Source organism: Bradyrhizobium sp. AZCC 1693 (genome assembly GCF_036924745.1).
GTDB lineage: Bacteria > Pseudomonadota > Alphaproteobacteria > Rhizobiales > Xanthobacteraceae > Bradyrhizobium.
In genome coordinates, this window is the sequence record NZ_JAZHSD010000001.1 from 4333602 (window position 1) to 4352870 (window position 19269).

16 protein-coding genes are annotated in these 19269 nt (G+C 63.3%); 6 read left to right on the forward strand and 10 right to left on the reverse strand.

What is annotated here, in order from left to right:
- Positions 1-7 precede the first annotated feature (7 nt).
- From V1293_RS20730 to V1293_RS20740, 3 genes are all read right to left on the reverse strand, one after another.
- Complete coding sequence (locus V1293_RS20730; RefSeq protein WP_334511770.1) at positions 8-1216, reverse strand: acetyl-CoA C-acetyltransferase; 1209 nt, start codon at positions 1214-1216, stop codon at positions 8-10.
- A 64-nt stretch (positions 1217-1280) separates the two neighbouring features.
- Positions 1281-3071 (reverse strand): acyl-CoA dehydrogenase C-terminal domain-containing protein, encoded by a 1791-nt coding sequence (locus V1293_RS20735; RefSeq protein WP_334511772.1) that lies wholly within the window; start codon positions 3069-3071, stop codon positions 1281-1283.
- Positions 3072-3240: 169 nt separating this feature from the next.
- The gene (locus V1293_RS20740) at positions 3241-3627 is read right to left on the reverse strand and encodes a nuclear transport factor 2 family protein (protein WP_334511774.1); all 387 of its coding nucleotides are present in this window, start codon (positions 3625-3627) and stop codon (positions 3241-3243) included.
- A 129-nt stretch (positions 3628-3756) separates the two neighbouring features.
- On the opposite strand from V1293_RS20740, the gene V1293_RS20745 reads away from it, so the two are divergent.
- Positions 3757-4353, forward strand: a complete 597-nt coding sequence (locus tag V1293_RS20745) for a PadR family transcriptional regulator (RefSeq protein WP_334511776.1) — start codon at positions 3757-3759, stop codon at positions 4351-4353.
- A gap of 87 nt (positions 4354-4440) precedes the next feature.
- On the opposite strand, the gene V1293_RS20750 is transcribed toward V1293_RS20745, so the two are convergent.
- Both V1293_RS20750 and V1293_RS20755 read right to left on the reverse strand, forming a co-directional pair.
- Complete coding sequence (locus tag V1293_RS20750; RefSeq protein WP_334511778.1) at positions 4441-4917, reverse strand: hypothetical protein; 477 nt, start codon at positions 4915-4917, stop codon at positions 4441-4443.
- Position 4918: 1 nt separating this feature from the next.
- Entirely contained in the window at positions 4919-5446 is a 528-nt protein-coding gene (locus tag V1293_RS20755; protein ID WP_334511780.1) for a helix-turn-helix domain-containing protein, read from the reverse strand.
- An 880-nt stretch (positions 5447-6326) separates the two neighbouring features.
- On the opposite strand from V1293_RS20755, the gene V1293_RS20760 reads away from it, so the two are divergent.
- The 4 genes from V1293_RS20760 (at position 6327) to V1293_RS20775 (ending at position 12595) form a co-directional block, all read left to right on the forward strand.
- On the forward strand, positions 6327-9686 hold the full coding sequence (locus V1293_RS20760) for a hypothetical protein (RefSeq protein ID WP_334511782.1): 3360 nt from the start codon (positions 6327-6329) through the stop codon (positions 9684-9686).
- 115 nt (positions 9687-9801) lie between these two features.
- Entirely contained in the window at positions 9802-10611 is an 810-nt protein-coding gene (locus tag V1293_RS20765) for a hypothetical protein (protein ID WP_334511784.1), read from the forward strand.
- 278 nt (positions 10612-10889) lie between these two features.
- A complete protein-coding gene (locus tag V1293_RS20770; RefSeq protein ID WP_334511786.1) occupies positions 10890-11816 on the forward strand; it encodes a sulfite exporter TauE/SafE family protein in 927 nt (308 codons plus the stop codon).
- Complete coding sequence (locus tag V1293_RS20775; protein WP_334511788.1) at positions 11813-12595, forward strand: TIGR02186 family protein; 783 nt, start codon at positions 11813-11815, stop codon at positions 12593-12595. Before V1293_RS20770 ends, V1293_RS20775 begins: the two co-directional genes overlap by 4 nt.
- Before the next feature lie 133 nt (positions 12596-12728).
- Here V1293_RS20775 and V1293_RS20780 read toward each other — a convergent pair whose 3' ends face one another.
- From V1293_RS20780 to V1293_RS20790, 3 genes are all read right to left on the reverse strand, one after another.
- Positions 12729-14078: an NRAMP family divalent metal transporter gene (locus tag V1293_RS20780; RefSeq protein ID WP_334511790.1), complete on the reverse strand. Its 1350-nt coding sequence runs from the start codon at positions 14076-14078 to the stop codon at positions 12729-12731.
- A 100-nt stretch (positions 14079-14178) separates the two neighbouring features.
- The gene (locus V1293_RS20785) at positions 14179-14961 is read right to left on the reverse strand and encodes an MBL fold metallo-hydrolase (RefSeq protein ID WP_334511791.1); all 783 of its coding nucleotides are present in this window, start codon (positions 14959-14961) and stop codon (positions 14179-14181) included.
- 113 nt (positions 14962-15074) lie between these two features.
- The gene (locus V1293_RS20790; RefSeq protein ID WP_334511793.1) at positions 15075-15995 is read right to left on the reverse strand and encodes a DMT family transporter; all 921 of its coding nucleotides are present in this window, start codon (positions 15993-15995) and stop codon (positions 15075-15077) included.
- A gap of 96 nt (positions 15996-16091) precedes the next feature.
- Between V1293_RS20790 and V1293_RS20795 the strand changes: the two genes are divergently transcribed.
- Complete coding sequence (locus tag V1293_RS20795; protein WP_334511794.1) at positions 16092-16955, forward strand: LysR family transcriptional regulator; 864 nt, start codon at positions 16092-16094, stop codon at positions 16953-16955.
- 196 nt (positions 16956-17151) lie between these two features.
- Here the strand turns inward: V1293_RS20795 and V1293_RS20800 are convergent, their stop codons facing one another.
- A complete protein-coding gene (locus V1293_RS20800) occupies positions 17152-18315 on the reverse strand; it encodes an IS4 family transposase (RefSeq protein ID WP_334516820.1) in 1164 nt (387 codons plus the stop codon).
- 137 nt (positions 18316-18452) lie between these two features.
- The gene (pdeM, locus tag V1293_RS20805) at positions 18453-19151 is read right to left on the reverse strand and encodes a ligase-associated DNA damage response endonuclease PdeM (protein ID WP_334511795.1); all 699 of its coding nucleotides are present in this window, start codon (positions 19149-19151) and stop codon (positions 18453-18455) included.
- Between the last annotated feature and the right edge of the window lie 118 nt (positions 19152-19269).

The window sequence follows — 19269 nt, forward strand, 5'->3', positions numbered from 1 at the left end:
TACGTTCTCAGACTCTTTCGATGATCGTGGCCGTCCCCATGCCGCCGCCGATGCACAAGGTCACCAGCGCGGTGGACTTGTTGGTGCGCTCGAGTTCATCGAGCACGGTGCCGAGGATCATCGCCCCCGTCGCGCCGAGCGGATGGCCGAGCGCAATCGCGCCGCCATTGACGTTGATCTTCGAAGGATCGATGTCGAAGGCCTGCATGTAGCGCAGCACCACCGAAGCGAAGGCCTCGTTCAGTTCGAACAGATCGATGTCCGACTTCTTCATGCCGGAACGCTCGAACAGCTTTTCGGTGACGTCGACCGGACCGGTCAGCATCATCGCGGGCTCCGAGCCGATATTGGCAAAGGCGCGGATTTTTGCGCGTGGCTTCAGGCCGTACTTGGCGGCGGCCTCCTTGCTGCCGAGCAGCACCGCGCCCGCGCCGTCGACGATCCCCGAGGAATTGCCGGCGTGGTGCACATAGTTGATCTTCTCGACTTCGGGATGCGACTGGATCGCCACCGCGTCGAAGCCGCCCATCTGGCCCATGACGACGAATGACGGCTGCAACTGGCCGAGCGACTGCATCGTCGTGGTCGGACGCATGTGCTCGTCCTTGGCCAGGATGGTGAGGCCGTTGATGTCCTTGACCGGCACCACCGACTTGTTGAAGCGGCCCTCGTCCCAGGCCTTGGCGGCGCGCTGCTGGCTTTGCACCGCATAGGCGTCGACGTCGTCGCGCGAAAAACCGTATTTGGTGGCGATCAGGTCGGCCGAGACGCCCTGCGGCATGAAATAGGACGGTACAGCCATAGAGGGATCCATCGGCCAGGCGCCGCCGGAAGCGCCGATGCCGACGCGGCTCATCGATTCGGCGCCGCCGCCGATCACGAGCTCATGCTGGCCGGCCATGATCTGGGCGGCGGCGAAATTCACCGCATCGAGGCCGGAGGCGCAGAAGCGGCTGATCTGCACGCCGGGAACGGATTCGCCGAGGCCCGCCTTCAGCGCCGCAAAGCGCGCGATATCGCTTCCGGCCTCGCCGACCGGATCGACCACGCCAAGGATGACGTCGTCGACCACGTCCTCGGCCAGGTTGTTGCGTTCCTTCAGCGCCTGCAGCGGCACGGTGGCCAACGCCAGCGCGGTGACCTCGTGGAGTGCGCCATCGGACTTGCCGCGGCCGCGCGGGGTACGAACGTGATCGTAGATATATGCCTCAGGCATGACGCCCTCCTGGTATGAGGATCATAATATTATAGGCGAAAGGACAGGGAGGTGGCGGAAAATCTCAGAACGCTTCCGCCGCCAATTCCATGGTGGTGGCGCAGCCGGTCTGGATGCGCGCAAGATGGACGTGGGTTTCCGGCAACATCCGCTCCATGAAGAAGCGGCCGGTCACCAGCTTGGTGGAGAGATAGGGTGTGGCGCCACTGCTCGCAATCTTGTCCTGCGCTACCTTGGCCATCCGCGCCCACATATAGGCGAAGGTGACAAGGCCGAACAATTGCATGTAGTCGGTAGCGGCGGCACCCGCATTGTCGGGCTTGGTCAGCGCGTTCTGCATCAGCCAGCCGGTGGCCTGCTGCAGATGGCCGAGCGCCGCCGACAGCGGGGTGACGAACGGCTTCATCGCCTCATCGCCGCCGTGCTCCTTGGCGAAAGCGCCGACCTCGGCGAAGAACGCCATCACGGCGCGGCCGCCGTCGCGCGGCAATTTGCGGCCGACCAGGTCGAGCGCCTGAATACCGTTGGCGCCCTCATAGAGCATGGCAATGCGCGCATCGCGCACGAACTGCTCCATGCCGTGCTCGGCGATATAGCCATGACCGCCATACATCTGCTGCGCCAGCACCGCGTTGGAGAATCCAACGTCGGTCATCACGCCCTTCATGACCGGCGTCATCAGGCCCATATGGTCGTCGGCCTCCTGACGATCCTTCGGGTCGGAGGATCGGTGGGCGACGTCGCTCTTCAACGCGGTCCACACCACCATGGCGCGGGCCGCCTCGTTGAAGGCGCGGATGGTGAGCAGCACGCGGCGCACGTCGGGATGCACGATGATCGGGTCGGCCGCCTTGTCCGGTTCCTTTGCGCCGGTCAGCGAGCGGCCCTGCAGGCGTTCGCGCGCATACTGGACGGCGTTCTGATAGGCGACCTCGGACTGCGCGAGGCCCTGCACGGCGACGCCGAGGCGGGCCTCATTCATCATCACGAACATGCCCTGCATGCCCTTGTTCTCTTCGCCGATCAGCCAGCCGGTGGCGTTGTCGTAGTTCATCACGCAGGTGGAGTTGCCGTGGATGCCCATCTTGTGCTCGATCGATCCGCAGGACACGCCGTTGCGCGCGCCCAGCGAGCCGTCGGCATTGACGAGGACCTTCGGCACGACGAACAGCGACACGCCCTTGATGCCTGATGGAGCGCCTTCGATGCGCGCCAGCACCAGATGGATGATGTTCTCGGCGATATCGTGCTCGCCGGCCGAGATGAAGATCTTGGTGCCTGAAATCTTGTAGCTGCCGTCGGCCTGCTTCACCGCCTTGGTGCGTAACAGGCCGAGATCGGTGCCGCATTGCGGCTCGGTGAGGTTCATGGTGCCGGTCCACTCGCCCGCCACCATCTTCGGCACGAACATCTTCTTCTGCTCGGGCTTGCCATGCACCAGCAGCGCCGCGGTCGCGCCCATGGTCAGGCCGCCATACATCGAGAACGCCATGTTGGCCGCGCTCTGGAATTCGGTGACGACCTGGCTCAGCGTCACCGGCAGCCCCTGCCCGCCATATTCCGCCGGCGCCGACAGTCCGAGCCAGCCGCCCTCGGCGACCTGCTTGAAGGCTTCCTTAAAACCCTTCGGCGTGGTCACCGAACCGTCGTCATGCCGCTTGCAGCCTTCGAGGTCGCCTGTGCGGTTGAGGGGCTGCAAGACCTCTTCGGAGAGTTTTGCAGCCTCGCCCAAGATCGCTTCGCGCACATCGGCGGAAGCGTCGGTGAACCCGGGCAGATTGTCGTAGCGATCGATCTGGAACACGTCGTTGAGCAGGAAAGTGACGTCTTCCACAGGGGCTTTGTAGATCGGCATGATGTTCTCCCGGCAGGGGCAAAGAGTGGCGAAGGCGCTTGAAATGAATTCGTCGTGGCGATCCGGAAGCAGACCTTATCCGGTTCCGGAGATTCTAGGGAGTGAGCAGGCCGGCAATATCTCGCCAGCCATTGCGGCATAAACGGCGCCGGAGATGTCGCGGCCTTCCTCACCCTTTGGCGAGCTGCTCCCCCATCAAGCGGTGCAGCAGATTGATTCCCTTCAGCGGACGCACCATCACCTTGAAGTGCGTGATCTTACCGTCATCGCTGAAGGTGATGATGTCGACGCCGTTGATCCTGATGCCCTCGATCTCGTTTTCGAATTCAAGGACTGCGCCATCAGCGCGGCGCCATTCGCCGATGTATTTGAAGCCGGGGCCGCCAAGGACCTTCTCGGCGCTCGCCAGATATTTGAAGGTGATGTCGCGCCCGCGCTGCGGCGTGTGGACGACCGGGCTTTCGAACACCGCATCCGGGTGCAGCAGGTCCCACAACGCCGCCGTGTCATGGGACTTCATGTAACCGTACCACTTGTCGAGGCCGCTGATGGTCATCATGTCTCCTCTGGCGGGCGATGACCGGCTGGCGCCGGGGAATGGGATTCTCCGGAGCTTATGCGTGTTGACGCATATGCAACTTTATGCATAATGTCAAATCAATCCTGAAAGCCGGAGGCCGGCGTCTTGGCGCTTGGTGACGCGATCCTTGCCTGCCTGACCGAACGTCCCATGACGGGCTATGAGCTCGCCAAGACGTTCGACAACTCCATTGGATTCTTCTGGAAGGCCGACCACCAGCAAATTTATCGCGAGCTCACCAAGCTTCGCGACCGCGGCCACATCCAGGGCCGCGAGGTGGTGCAGTCCGGCAAGCCGAACAAGCTGGTCTATACGCTCACGCCGGAAGGGCGGGCCGCGCTCAGGCACTGGGCCGCCCGGCCAAGCGTTCCGGCCTCGATCAAGGACGACCTGCTGGTGCGGCTGTACGCCCTCGACAGCGTCGACGTCGAACCGTTGCGCACCGACCTGATGGCGCGGCTGGAACATCACCGCGACCGTTTCGCCCGCTACGAGCGCCTGCTCAACAAACGTTTCCCCCAGGGCATCGCGCCGCCGGCCGATGTCGGCAAACTGCTCGGACTTCGCATCGGCCTGAGCCACGAGCGGGCGGTGGCGGAATGGTGCGAAGAGGCGATCGAGGCGCTGTCGGCCCTGTCTCCCGGCGCGGAGCGGACCAACGTCGTGGCCCTCGAAGACGGCCAGCACGAAAATAACGGCTAGAGCCTTTTCGGTTCTGGCTGAATGAACCGGACTCAAGGAGACGCGTCCCAATTAGCGAAAATGACGATCGCGTTCGTTCAGACCGCCTTAGTTGGCTGCCTCTTTCACTTGCGGCGGACGCGACTGAATTCCAAGCCCACCCAGTCGGTATCGCTTGCCGGCCTTAACAGCAGATACAACAATCCTTCCCTCTTGCTTGATCTCAAGCGGGTTAAATTCGAAGCTCAATGCCGCGCCCATGAATGGGTCGTTAATGTCCGTGGGAGGTGGCGGCAGTTTTGCGGCGAGGTCTTCAAGCGAAACGTCTACCCGAGCGGTTGGCTTGTCTTCATCGTCGCCCGGCATGTGAACTTCAATAGCAAGAGGTTCACGTCCGTCTGTATAGCGCTGGCGGTACGCTACATTTATCGAGAACTTTCCTATTGCAGCCGGCAATACCCCGAACACATGCAGGTCGTTGCCGACGATAACGCCGACATAAGTTTGTTTTCCGTTTATTTCCTGCCTTATGTCTTCGCAGAAAATGCAAAATCCATACGGACTCGTTGTCTTTTCGAAATTCATCTCAACCAACCGCGACCGTCGCGCTTAAGACATCGTTGAAACTGAGCTTCTGATCTACAGCGGCGGTAGAGACGTAATTCGTAAATGAGTGAATCTTCGCAGAGCTAGGCAGAGAATCGTCAGGCTTGGTTGATGCAAACTTGCTCAAGAAGTCGGCGTCAAAACTCTTTTTCTCAAAGTTTTCACGAGACTGATTTTTCATGCGCCGTAGCCAATCGCTCCATTCTGGGAATTGGACGAGCAGCGGCAAATCATAGGCCTCCGCAATTTCGAACAGGGTTTGGAGTGAGACCTTGCCATACTCAGGGTCTTCAAGTTTTGAAATCCAACTCTGCGGCTTATCGCAACGCTTGCCCAATTCGGCTTGTGACCATTCGCGCCCTTCCTGCTCGCGCAAAATACGAATGGCGAGAGCAATGTGAGTGCGGACCTGATCGGTCATATAGGCATGGCGAAACTCTCGATCAGAAAGCTGATCGATAAACTGACTAGTCCAAGATGAAGTCATGGGGACAACTTCGTTTGCCATCAGACTGAACCTCACTCTTTCGCGCTAACCCAACTGCACACGCACTAGCAGGCACAAACTTACCGCCCTTTTCGATGGCGCAAAGAACCATCGTGAACGTAAAGTCGGTGCGAAATCCCAACGGTCTGTGTTGGACATTTCCTACCTCGAATCGAATTTCTCCCAATCCCCGCGCACTCATGGCGAAGCCAGCGAAAAGGCTTCGGCACCCAGAGCTCCGGATCGAGTTGCCGCAATGTTTGCAAGCGCGAGATGAACTTGCCTTGGACCGCCTTTGGCTGGTCGTCGAACCAGGCGCGAATTTCATTCGTGCCAGCCCCATTCACATAACATCGAAAATACCAGACAACAGCCATGATATACTATTTTTCGTATATTACGAGAAGTTTCGTCTTGCCAGAATATATGAAATTTGATATGGATAGAATCAACTTAATAAAAACCCGTCTAATCAATGGATTAGACGGTCTTTGAGAGGGCGGGTAGCAGGTTGCCGGAGAGCCCTGATGAAGTTCGCCCGGTCGGTTCAATTCCGACTACCTCCACTGAATAATGGCATCGCTGCGGTTGCAGCCACAACGGCCCTCATCATACACCCCGAGGATGCGCCCGAAGCGAATGACCATCTGGATGACATACGCTTTGCAGAGCGTGTTTGCCAGTGTCGCGGAAGCCGCGAAAGGACCAGCACCGGCTGATATGCCCGCTTGGTAACTTTTGCGGCCGCCCGTCCCATTCCTTAACCCGTTCTTTACCGTAACGCGAAAAAGTCAGTTCCGAGGCAGGCGAGCCGCGCAAAAATTCTATTGTCTCTTCAGTGGGACGCGCGGGGAGAGGCTGATGGCGCTGGTGGAGCGCCGGAGCGGAACCGGACGAGAGCATGAATTCGCGCGTATCGTGGAGTGTTGACGGCATCGATCCATCCGTCCGCGAAAGGGCCGAGGCGGCCGCGCGGCGCGCCGGCATGTCGTTGAGCGACTGGCTCAATTCCACCATCGGCGAACCGATCCCGCCGAGCTTCAGCGCGCCTTCCAGTCAGCGCCCGGCGATGCCGAGCCGGGAAAGCCGCGATGTCGCCGACATTCACCAGCGGCTGGATTCGATCACCAAGCAGATCGAGCAGATTTCGCGGCCGGCGCCGCGCGGCGGCGATGTTTCGCGTGGCGAAGCAGCCCGTGGCGAGCCGACGGTGGCCCGCCAGCTCAACGAGGCCATTTCGCGCCTCGACGCGCGGCTGTCGCAGATTTCCAACCCAGCGCCCACCCGGCAGGCCCAGATGCAGGAAAAGCAGCGTCAGACCGAGCAGGTCGAGCGGGCCGCAGCCCAGGTCTACCGCCCCGCGCCGCCGCTCAGTCCGGCCTCGATGGATTTTGCGATCGCCGAAATCACCGCGCGCCGGAACGAACTCGACGGCCCGCCGCCGCGCCAGATGCCGCCGCGCAATGGCGCACCGACGGCCTCTCCCGCGCAGCCTGCACAGCCCAATTCTACACATTCCACGATGCAGGCCGCGCCGGCCGGTCCGGACTTTTCTTCGCTCGAACGGCACCTGCTCAAGATCACGAGCCAGATCGAGGCGCTGCAGCGTCCCGATCATGTCGAGGAATCGATTGCGGCGTTCCGCAGCGAACTCGCCGAAATCCGTCAGGCCATCACCGAGGCGGTGCCGCGCCGGGAGATCGAATCGCTCGAGAACGAAATCCGCTCGCTGTCCCGCCGCATCGATGAAAACAGGCAGCACGGCAGCGACGGCCAGACGCTGGCCGGCATCGAACGCGCGCTCGGCGAAATCCGCGAGGTGCTGCGCTCGCTGACGCCGGCCGAGCAGCTCACCGGCTACGACGAGGCGATCCACAATCTCGGCGCCAAGCTCGATCTGATCCTGCGCTCGAACGACGATCCGTCGACGGTGCAGCAGCTCGAAAGCGCGATCGCGGCGCTGCGCGGCATCGTCTCCAACGTCGCCTCCAACGACGCGCTGGCCCGGCTCGCCGAGGACGTGCACACGCTGTCGGCCAAGGTCGACCAGCTTTCCCGCTTTGACGGCAACAGCGATGCCTTCGGCATGCTCGAGCAGCGCCTGGCCGCGCTGACCTCGACGCTGGAAAGCAGGCAAGCGCCGGCAGCGAGCGACAATTCGGAATATCTCGAAAACGCGCTGCGCACGCTGTCGGAGCGGCTCGACCGTATCCCGGCCGGCAACGACAATGCGTCGGCGTTCGCCCACCTCGAACAGCGCGTGTCCTATCTGCTGGAGCGCCTGGAAGCCTCGGGTGATCGTTCCGCCGCCCCTGCCATCGACCTCGGACGGGTCGAGGAGGGGCTGCACGATATTCTGCGTTCGCTCGAACGCCAGCACGCCAGCCTGGTCGCGCTCGCCGATTCCAACCGCAATTCGACCGACACGGCCCAGCCGATGGACTCCGGCATCGTTGATCTGGTCAAGCGCGAGCTGTCCGACATCCGCTTCAGCCAGTCGGAAACCGACCGCCGTACGCAGGACTCGCTCGAGACCGTTCACAGCACGCTCGGCCACGTGGTCGATCGCCTGTCGACGATCGAAGGTGATCTACGCACGGTTCGCACCGCGCCGGCTGCGACCGCCTCTTCTCCTGCAGCCGCCGAAATGCGCGAGGAAGCACCCCGCGTGATGACACCGCTGCAGACCTATCCGCAGCAACCGAAACCGGAATTGCCGAATCCCGCCGCACTGCAAGCGACCCCTCAAGAACATTTTGCCGCCGCGCCGCGCGAATTCCATGCCGTGCAGCCGATAGCGCCGGCCGCCCCGCCAGTGCCGCCGCGCGCGATTAGCGAAATCCTGGAGCCGCATGCCGCAGCCCCGCGCACCGCGATCGCGCCGGAATTGCCGCCGGATCATCCGCTCGAGCCGGGCACGCGGCCGCCCGTGCGCATGTCTTCGCCGTCGGAACGGATCGCGGCTTCCGAAAACGCGATCAGCGAAATCGCCTCCGCTGCGAAGGAGCCAGTGAGCTCGTCGAGCTTCATTGCCGCCGCGCGCCGCGCCGCGCAGGCCGCAGCCGCCGCGCCGCCGCCCGAAAAGGCGGGACGTTCGGCAAAGGTCGCGCCCAAGGACAAGGGCGGCGACAAGGCGGACGACAAGAACCCCTCGAACATTTCCTCCAAGATCCGCTCGCTGCTGGTCGGTGCGAGCGTGGTCGTGATCGTGCTCGGCACGTTCAAGATGGCGATGACGCTGCTCGACACCGGCAGCGTGCTGCAACTGCCGATGATGGAACAGTCCAGCGAGCCGGCCGCTCCAGCGCAGCCCCCCGCACCGGCGGAGAGCAACACCAGGCCCGCAATGCCCGTGGCGCCGGCGCCCATGATGATCTCGCCGACGCCGGTCGAGAAGCAATCGAACAATTCGTCCGCACCGAACACGCTGGATAGCGCGCGGATCGCGGTCCCGCCGCAGGCCGCGGCTGCCAGCGACGTCACCGGCGCGATCACGACGCTGCCGGCCACCGGCGGCAAGCTTGCCATGATCGCGGTGCCGCCGACCGAGCGGCTGCCTGACGGCATCGGCGGCCCGGTATTGCGCGCCGCCGCGCTGAAGGGCGACCCGGCGGCGGCCTACGAGGTCGGCGTGCGCTTTGCCGAAGGCAAGGGCGTTGCCCCGGATCTCGACCAGGCCGCGAAATGGTACGACCGCGCGGCGCAGGCCGGCGTGGTGCCGGCGCTGTTTCGGCTCGGGACCTTCTACGAGAAGGGCCTGAGCGTGAAGAAGGACGTCGATATCGCACGGCGTTATTATGCGCAGGCGGCGGAGCGCGGCAGCGCCAAGGCGATGCATAATCTCGCCGTGCTCGATGCTGACGGTGGCGGCAAGGGCGCCAATTACAAGAGCGCGTCGATCTGGTTCCGCAAAGCCGCCGACCGCGGCGTCGCCGACAGCCAGTTCAACCTCGGCATCCTCTATGCCCGCGGCATCGGCGTCGAACAGAACCTCGCCGAATCCTTCAAATGGTTCAGCCTCGCGGCAGCCCAGGGCGACGCGGATGCGGGGCGCAAGCGCGACGACATCGCCAAGCGCCTCGACGTCCAGTCGCTGGCGGCGGCCAGGCTCGCGATCCAGACGTTTACGCCGGAGCCGCAGCCCGACGACGCCGTCAACGTGGCCTCACCCGCAGGCGGCTGGGATTCAGCTCCCGCACCGGCCACCGGCAAGCCCGGCGCCAAGCCGGCTGCGACCAAGCGCACCGCCGCCGTTCATTAAGACCTGAACACGAGTCGCGATGCCGCCGGCATCGCCGCCATATCCTCGGCCATAAATTCGTATAATGCTTCGAGCCAGCCCGACCCCGAACGGGGCGGCCTGCAACGAGGACCGATTGTCGACCGAAGACAGCCAAAGTGGGGAAAATCGCTTCCGCAGGTCACCGACGGGCCCTGCGGTCGCGCCGCCGCGCGGACCTGCCGGTCAGGCCCCGCCGCCGGCGCCGCCGGTGCAACCGCCCCGGCGCAAACGGCATTTCTGGTCGGTCGCGATCTTCATCCTGCTGGTCTCCGGCGTCTGCATTCGCGCCTACCGGGACCTGTCGCAGCCCGAGGCCTGGCACTACTGGAAAGACCAGTACGTCTCGCCGAGCCTGACTTTTTCGCTGATCGACAGGATCGACCTCAACGGCGCCGCGCAGGGCCGCCGCGCACTCTTCGTCAGCGGCACGATCGGCCCCGCCGCCGCTACGCTGTTTCGCGACAAACTGGACCAGGCCAATCTCGCGGCGGGCGACATCGTCCTGCTGGCCTCCCCCGGCGGCGATTTGAACCAGGCCACGATCATGGGTGAGATCATCCGACAGCGCTCGCTCGCGACCGCGGTCGGCGGCGCCGACGCCTTGGGCCGCGTCAAGCCTGCTTACTGCGCCAGCGCCTGTGTGCTCGTCTATGCCGGGGGCAAGACCCGCTTCGGCGTCCTGGGCTCGGCATTGGGCGTTCATCGGTTTGTCACAACCCGGCCCGTCGACGACCCCGTCGCGGAGGCGCAGCGGATTTCCGGCGCCGTGCTGGGCTACATGACCAAAATGGGGGTCTCGTCCTCCATCGTGGAAGCGATGTCCGAGACCCGGGAGATCCGCTGGCTCAGCCCCAAGCAAGCGCTGGCGATGAACCTCGTCACCGACCCGCTCGGAAAGCCCTGAGCCAGCCCCACAACCGTCCTGGGCTCGCCCAGCGGATTTGTTACAGCGCTTCAATGTCCTGACGGACCCGTGGCCACGTGAGGCAAAAATTTGCCTTTCCGGGCATTTTTAGTCCCTCATCCGCCCGAATTCAGTTAAGCAAAGGCGCGGGAACCGGCCCTGCGCACGCAAAGGTGCATGCGCGAACCGGCTTCCACTGCCGGCAAATACAACAGAAACCATGCCGTGAAGCGGCCTCCCGGCCGTCTCTTGCGGCAAAGCTACAAAAGCAGACGCGCGTGCAGCTCTACCTCCCGATCGCCGACATTCCAGTCAATGTTTTCCTCATCCTGGCGATGGGCGCGGCGGTTGGGTTCGTGTCCGGCATGTTCGGGATCGGCGGCGGCTTCCTGATGACGCCGCTGTTGATCTTCGTCGGCATTGCGCCGGCGGTGGCGGTCGCCTCCGTCGCCAGCCACATCGCCGCCTCCTCGTTTTCCGGCGCGCTCTCCTATTGGCGACGGCGCGCCATCGATCCGCTGCTGGCGGCGGTGCTGTTGACCGGCGGCAGTATGGGCACCGCGCTCGGGGTCTGGACCTTCACGCTGCTGCGCGCGCTGGGTCAGCTCGACCTCATGATCGCAATGTCCTACGTGATCCTGCTGACCACCGTCGGCGGCCTGATGTTCTGGGAGGGCCTGCGGGCGCTGTTGCGGGCCCGCCGCGGCGGCCCGGTGACGACGCGCCGCCCGGGCAGCCATGTCTGGATCCATGGATTGCCGCTGAAGATGCGCTTCAAGCGCTCGAAAATCTATCTGTCCGTCATCCCCGTCGTCGTGATTGGCCTGGTCATCGGCTTCATCGGCGCCGTGATGGGCATCGGCGGCGGCTTCATCCTGGTGCCGCTGTTGATCTATGTGCTGCGGGTGCCGACCTCGACCGTGATCGGCACTTCGATGGTGCTGACCCTCGTCACCATGGTATTCGCCACCATGCTGCACGCCATCACCAATCATCTGGTCGATGCCGTGCTGGCGCTGATTTTGATGGTCGGCGGCGTCACCGGCGCGCAGTTCGGCGCGCGTGCGGGGCAGAAAATCCGCGGCGAACATTTGCGGCTGCTGCTCGGGCTGTTGGTGCTCGCCGTCGGCGTCCGGTTTGCCGTCGAGCTGGTGATCCGGCCCGAGGATCTCTTCACCATCCGCGAAACCGGAGCAACCGGATGATCGCGCGCCTCCCGCTCACACTGGTCGGGCTGCTGCTGGGCACAGCGCTCGCGGTCTCGCCCGCGCGGGCCGAGCGGCTGATCGTGTCGGTGTCGAACCACCGCGTCACCGTGACACCGAACTACTCCGGCGAGGAGCTCGTGCTGTTCGGCTCGGTGGAGAAGGACCCCAATACGCCGGCCAATCGCACCTACGATCTGGTGGTGACGGTGGCCGGCCCGCGCGCCGACATGGTCACCCGCCGCAAGGAGCGCCGGTTCGGGATCTGGATCAACACCGACTCCCGGCAGTTCCTGAAAGTGCCGAGCTATCTGGCGCTGTTCTCCAACCGGCCGTTCGACGCCATCGCTTCGCCCGAAGCGCAGCGGCGGCAGCAGATCGGACTGAACAACGTGTTGCTGACCCAGCGCGTCGGCGGCGATTACGCTGACGTGGTGCCGGACGACGCGTTCCGAAGCGCCTTCGTGCGGCTGCGCAAGCAGCATGGGTTGTATCGCGAGGAAACCTCGGCGGTGACGTTCCTGACGCCGACGCTGTTCCGCACCGGCATTCCCCTGCCGGCGGAGGTGCCGATCGGCCTCTATAACGTCGAGATCAAGCTGTTCGCCGAAGGCGCGCTGGTGGCCAAGACGGACAGCGCATTCGAAATCGTCAAGGTCGGCTTCGAGCAGTTCGTCGCCACCACCGCCCAGCAGCACGGCTTCGTCTACGGGCTCATCACCGCCTTCATGGCGCTGATGACGGGATGGATGGCATCGATCGTGTTCAGGAAGGATTGAGTGGCCATCGTCATTCCGGTCTGGTCCGAAGGACCAGACCTCAGGTGTGCAATTGCACACCGGGGATTCTCGAGATTCTCCGATGCGCAATTGCGCATCGTAGTTCGATGCTTCGCATCGCCCCGGAATGACCTCAAACAAAGAACCCCACGCCCATCGCGACGACGCTGAGCACCATCGCTGATGTCGACAGCCAGCCCAGCCAATAGAGCGGGCCGTTGACAGCGAAGCTCCCCATCACGTCCCTGCGGCGCGCCATGAACATCAGCAGCACCATCACTGGCACGGCGAGAACGCCGTTGATGACCGCGCTCCAGTACAGCGCCGAGATAGGGTTGATGGAGGTGAAATTCAGCGCGATCCCAATACCCGCCGACAACGCCAGCACGGCGTAAAATGCCGCCGCTTCCTTCGGCTTGCGCGCGAGCCCGACCGGCCATCGCCGCGCCTCACCGACGGCGTAGGCGGTGGCGCCGGCGAGTATCGGGATCGCCAGCAATCCGGTGCCGACGATACCGAGCGCAAAGATCACTTCCGCGAAGACGCCGGCAATCGGACGCAGGGCTTCGGCGGCCTCCGCCGAGCTCTTTATGTCGGTCGTCCCGGCCGCATGCAGCGTCGCCGCGGCGGTCACGATGATCGACAACGCGATCAGGTTGGAGAATGCCATCCCGATGACGGTGTCGGCGCGGATGCGATGGAATTCCTTCCGCGCGCCATAGTGCTTTTCGATCAGCGGCCGCTTGGTCGCATCGACACGCTCATCCTCGGCTTCCTGCGAGGCCTGCCAAAAGAACAGATAGGGCGAGATCGTGGTGCCGAAAATCGCGACGATGGTGGTGAAATAGTCGACGCTCCACGAGAGGCGCGGAACGAGGATGCCGGTCAGCGCCTCGCTCCAGGAAACCTTGGCGAAGACCAGCGCGGCGACATAGGCGAACAGGCTGAGCGTCAACCATTTCAGCACCGCGACGTAGCGCTGGTAATCGAGAAAGATCTGCGCCGCCACCGACGTCACGCCGAACAGCAGCACATAGACGATGCTGTGGCCGCCGATCAGCAGTTTGCTGGCGTCCGCCATCGCGCCGAGGTCGGCGGCAATGTTGATGGTGTTGGCGATGAACAGCAGCGTCACCACTACATGGAGCAGCCATGACGAATAGTGCTGGGACACATTGCCTGCGATTCCATGCCCGGTGACGCGGCCGACCCGTGCGGAAATTTCCTGAATCGCCGCCATCAGCGGGAAGCTCAGCAGCATGGTCCAGCCGATGCCGTAGCCGAGCTGCGCGCCAGCCTGGCTGTAGGTGCCGATCCCCGACGGATCGTCGTCGGATGCGCCGGTGATCAGTCCGGGGCCGAGCTCGTTCAGCGCATCGCGAAAGCGAAACGGCCGCGGCGGCCTGGCCTTCGCGGCCTGCTTGTCGTGGCCGGGATGCTTGTGCGCGTGATGCTTCGGATTCGACTTGTTGTGCTCTGCCATGCCCGGGTCCAGCCGCAGCGACAACGAACCTGACGGGAGCAGGTTCCGGAGAGCGACCTTGCCCGAGGACGCCGCGGCAGACAAGCGGCCATCAATGCCGTCACGCGGCGCGTGGCGGCTCGATGATGGTCGTGACGCCGGGCTCCAGAATCCGCAAGCGCGATCCGAACCCCAGCGCGTCGAAGGTGGTGCGCAAATCGTCCGCGCTCTGGCGAAAATGCTTCCATCCCTCGGTATGGACGGGAACGATCACGGCGTCCGGGAATGCGCGCGCGGTCTCGATCGTATCGTTGGTGTCCATCGTGAGGTGGAAGGGACCGCGGGTTTGCGCCGCGCCCGCGAAAGGCAGCACCACGCCGGCCTTGAACCGTTTTGCCACTTCGGCAACGCCGTCATACCAGACGGTGTCGCCGCTGATATAGATTGGACGGCTGCCCGGTCTGTTCGAGGCGACCACGAAGCCGATGACGTCGCCTGCCAGCGGCTCGATGCCGGCCGGACCGTGACGCGCGGGCGTGGCGGTGATAGTCAGCGAGCGACCATTGTTGCCCGTCAATTCGGTGACATCCCATGGCGCAAAGCCTTCCGCGTGGCTGCCGAGCCGTTTTGCGCCGATCTCCGTCGTCAGGACGCGCTTGGCTCGCTTGAGAAAATCGCGCCCCGAATGATCGAGATTGTCCGAATGCTGGTCATGACTGAGCAGCACGGCATCGACTTCGCCGATATCATGCGCGCTGAGCGCTGGGCCGACCAGCTTTTCCAGCTTCACATGCGGCAGTTGATAGGCGCCGGGCTCGTCGAAGGTGGGATCGGTGAGCAGGCGGAAGCCGTCGACTTCGATCAGCGCGGTGGGTCCGCCGATCAGGGTGATGGAAACTGTCATGACTTGCTCCTTCCATTATAGCGTTTTCGAGCGAAGTGGATTCCGGTTCGCGTGAAGAAAACGCGTCAAACGAGAATTTGGAGATTCGGTTCTGATTTAATCAGAACCGAATCTCAGGTTTGACCGGCCGCAGCAGCGGGGCGGGTCACCAGATAAATGCCAAGGGCTACGGGAACGATGCCGAGCAGATCGCGCAATTCGACGTGTTCGCCGAGCACGAGGAAGGCGAACAGCATGCCGAGCGGCGGCATCAGGAAGTGATAGGCACTCGCGGCCGTAGCTCCACAGACCTTCAACAGGTGAAACCACAGCAGATAGGCCAGGATCGAACCGCCAAGCACGAGGAACGCGAACGCGCCGAGAAGCCTCATGCTCGGAACGATGTCGCCCGCGCTGGACAGCGTGAATGCGAACGGCAGCAGCACGATGCCGGCTGAGATATTTTGCACGCCGTTGCCGACCCAGAGGCTGCCCTTCGGCGCCAGCACCTTGAACAGGATGGTGCCGGCCACGATCGAGGCCAGCGACGCCAGCGTGAACAGGATGCCGTGCCAGTCATCGGTACCGACCGACATGCGGTGCCAGACGATGAAGCCGACGCCGGAAATGCCGAGCAGGAGGCCCATTACCTTGCGCCAGGTCAGCGCCTCGCCGAGAAAGGCTGCCGCGAGCACGGCGGTGAACACGGGATTGGCGCTCACGATCAGCCCGCCGAGGCCGGCCGACACGGTCTTGAGGCCGGTATAGCCGAGGCCGAGATAGAGCCCGTTGTTGGCGACGCCGAGGATTGCGAAAATGCCGGCGTCGCGCCAGGTGAGCGAGGACCACGCTTCGCCGCGCAGCGCAGTGACGCCGAGGATCAGGATGCCGGCCAGCGAAAACCGCGCCGTGAGCAGGATCAGCGGCGGGCAATCGGTGACGCCGATCTTGCCGGCGACGAAGGCAAAGCTCCAGAGCAGGCAGAAGAGCGCGATATAGAGCGGAAGCGGGTTGAAGCCGGCGCGGGGAACCGCGACCGAGGGGGCGAGCGACATGGGAAGTCTCCTTTCCCCTGATCTAGGCCGGCGCCTTGCTATTTGGAAATTAAATGATAAACTGACATCCAGTTGATTTATGAATGGAGCATTCGCATGCTCGATCTGGAGCTCCTGCGCAGTTTCGTCAGCGTGGTCGATGCCGGCGGCTTTACCCGCGCCGGCGAGCGCGTCCACCGCACGCAGTCGACCGTCAGCCAGCAGATCAAGCGGCTGGAAGACGATGTCGGCCAGCCGCTGCTCAACCGCAACGGCAAGGATGTGACGCCGACCGAAGCCGGCGAGCGGCTGTTGTCCTATGCGCGGCGGCTGCTGGCGCTTGCGGAAGAGGCGCGCGACGTGATGGCGCGTCCCGAGAGCGAGGGCGCGGTGCGGCTCGGCATCCCCGAGGATTTCGCCGCCTATCGCCTCGCCAAGCTGCTGGCGACGTTTTCGCGCTCGCGGCCGGGCCTGCGGCTCGACGTCCGCGCCGACCAGAGCACGTATCTGCGGCGTGACATCGAACGCGGCGATCTCGATCTTGCGCTCCTCAAGCGTGACGCCGGCGAGAAAGGCGGGATCGCGGTGTGGCCGGAGCAAGTGCACTGGGTCACCAGCAAAACCCACCCGATCGATATCGACGCCGGCTCCGTGCCGCTGATCGGCTTTCCCGCCGGCTGCCTCTATCGCTCCCGCGCGATCCACGCGCTCGAAAGCGCCGGGCGTTCCTGGCACATGGCCTATACGAGTTCAGGCCTCGCCGGCATCCAGGCCGCGGTCGCCGCAGGCCTGGGCCTGAGCATTCTGTCCGAGATCGCGATCCAGGCCGGCCATCGCGTGCTCACGGCAAAGGACGGCTTTGCGCCGATCGACAAGACGGAAGTGGCGCTGATGGCTTCCCCTGATGCGAGCCCGGCGACGCTGCGGTTGGCGGACCGGCTGGCCGAATTCTGCGACAGTGTGGAAGCGAAGGCGGCGTAGCGAGCGGCACGGGAAGTAGGCTCCCTCGCCCCGCTCTTCGCGGGGTCGAGACGAGCGAAGCTCGCTCTTAGAGGGGTGGGGTGAGGGGCTGCCTCCACGAGCACTGAAGAAGGTGAGACCTGTACCCCCTCACCCGGATCGCATCTTCGATGCGCTCCGACCTCTCCCCGCAAGCGCAGGGCTGTCCGGGGAAAAATCACTCATAGCAGAATCCCAGTTGATCGGCAGAAAACCTGGGCTTCGGCTTGCTCGGGTTGACCGGCGGAGGTTTGTCAATTTTTGCGATGTGACTTCGCATGAACAGGCGTTGGCAGACCAACTCGGCGAAGCGCAAGTCCAGCATTTTCAAGGAATTCAATCGCCGGGCGAGGCGCAGAAGCAGATATGCGATCATCGCGGCGAGGATCTGCAGACGGATTGCGTTGTCGTTTTTGGCCATGAACTTGCGAAGATTGAGATGCTGCTTGATCCAACGGAACAAAAGCTCGATCTGCCAACGGCTCTTATAGAGTGCCGCAATCTCGACGGCTGTGCGTTCGAGATCGTTGGTGATGAGCGTGATCACTCCACCTTTGTCGCGCCTGACTTTGATGCGGCGCAACGGAATCGGAAGACTGGAATCGCCTTTGCTCGCAAGCGCGACATCGGCATCGTTGATGATTTTGAAACCGTCGCCGATGGTCTTGCGGACATACCGGGACTTCGACTTGCGCAAGCGCGTGCTCACCTTGGTGCGTGTGACGAAGAAAGCCCCGGTATCATTGATCTTCTTCCACCAGCCGAAGTGGTAATAGCCTTTGTCGAACACGTAAGTCACGCCGGCTTCGAGTTCGGTTTGGCGGCCGATCTCGACGTCGTTGACGGTCGCCGGCGTAATCTCGACGCAGCGGGGGCACTTGCCGTCCGGTTCGTAGACCGTATGCATCTTCATGCCGCGGATGCGACCATTCCATTCAGCCCATTTGCACACCTTGCCCAACGGAACCGGGCTCGAGTCGATCAGCCGAACCATCTCGGCTCCCTCCACCCGCGTATGTCGATCAGCCTTCTCCGCCAGCATGGCGAAGGTCTCCGCAAAAACGCCAACCGGGCGCCGCGCATTCGCATCCGAAAGCGTCGAACGAGCAACCCGGCCCACACCAAGATGATAATGCTGATGGCTGTTGGCATTGAAAGCGCCTTCGACCGCGCGCAGACTCATCACCTGGCCTAGCTGGGCTCCGACGAGCGTCACCAAATGATCCCAGCTTTTGAATGACTTGTCGTAGGCGTCGCCGTCATGCTTCTCCACAATCCCGCGAAATTGCCGCCGATCGATCGGTTTGAGAAGCTCCCCAAAGATGCTATTTACGCAGCGCATGCCCGGCCCCTTTCTGAGTCTCGACAACCAGAAAGTATCCGGCTCACGCTGGATTTGCCGGGCATGCGCTGCGGCATAGTGAATCATTCCCCGGACAGCGCTGCCGCAAGCGGGGCGAGGTTGGAAACCGCACGCTCTCAATAACAGCGCGAAGCGGAAATAGCGTGGAGCTTGTTGTCGCCGAGCACATGCGCCATGAAGCCCGGCGAACCGAAGATTTTCGCGAACGCTACATCGCGGATGCTCAGGCCGCCGGTGTAGGCGCCGAACGCCGGCATCACCGCGCGCTCGCCGTCGGACGCAAAGCATCGCCGCTCCATCGAGCGTCCCCTTGTGGCGACGCGGGCTTTGGGATGCAGATGGCCGGCGATTTCACCCGCCGCCCCTGTCGGCTCATGGCGGAATGCAATCGGGCCGATCGCGACTTCGCTCGCGACCACGCCGCCGAGGTCGGACGGCAGCGCCGGATCGTGATTGCCCGAGATCCAGATCCAGTCGCGCCGCGCCTGCATGGCCGTCAGCGCCTCGCGGTCGGAGGCCGACAGCCGCTCATGCGCGGTGCGATCGTGAAAACTGTCGCCAAGTGCAATGACCATGCGCGGGTCGTGCCGCGCGATGACGGCGGCGAGACGGCCGAGCGTCGCCACCGTGTCATAGGGCGGCAGCAGCACGCCGCGCGCGGCGAAGCTGGAGCCCTTTTCCAGATGCAGGTCGGAGACGACGAGCAGACGCTGCTCCTGCCAGAACAGCGCGCCGGAGAGGTCGGCGAGCATCGAGACGCCTGCGACTTCCAAAATGCTGTTGGGAACGACCGAAAGAACCACATTCTCCGTCATGGCTGGGCCTGTCCCGGCCATCCACGTCTTGCTTCCACAAAGAAAGACGTGGATGCCCGGGTCAAGCCCGGGCATGACGACGTTGATGGATTAGCGCCCTGCAAATTCATTTTCTTAC